Genomic DNA, 646 nt, shown 5'->3' with positions numbered 1-646 from the left:
CCACAAGCACAAGCCCTATCGAATAGAAGCATCTCAATCGGTAACCTCTCAGGCAGTAAATCCTCCGCACCTGGCAACAAATCGAACATCGCTATTGGTGGCAGCGGTGATAAATCTGTCAACGGCTTTGGCGCAGGCTCACAAGTCGTTGGACGTGACAACATCGCCTTAGGCACAGAGTCCGCCTCCATCGTCAGAGGTAGATCAAACATCGGTATTGGTTCTGAAACGGGCAATAACGTAAAAGGCTCCTTTAACTCAGCCTTAGGCTTTAAAGCAGGCAGTACAGTAGATGGGGATCAAAACGTTGCCATAGGCTTTGAAGCAGGACAAAAAGTCACTACCAACAGAACCGTCTCTATTGGCGCACGAGCCAAAGCCTCAGCAGATGAATCGATTGCCATAGGAACCAATGCCAAAGCCTCAGGCCTATCTAGTGTCAGTATCGGTACGGGCAATAGCGTCGCAGCCGACAACGCCCTTGCTATCGGTAATAACGTCAGTATAGCTAAAGGCTTAGATGGTGCAGTTGGCATTGGCAACAACTCGGCAGTGACCGCCTCCACCGTAGCGAGCTTTATCCCAACTGGTGCCACTTCTGTAGTAGGAACATCCACGGGTAGCAATGTCGTCAGTGTCGGCAGCG

1 pseudogene is annotated in these 646 nt (G+C 50.9%); it reads left to right on the top strand.

Annotated features, from left to right (window positions below):
• A pseudogene (locus ACS8E3_RS13020) lies at positions 1–646 on the top strand (hypothetical protein); the annotation flags it as partial.

The organism is Psychrobacter sp. 2Y5 (genome assembly GCF_051847375.1).
Lineage (GTDB): Bacteria > Pseudomonadota > Gammaproteobacteria > Pseudomonadales > Moraxellaceae > Psychrobacter.
This window is presented reverse-complemented; position numbering and strand designations above follow the sequence as displayed.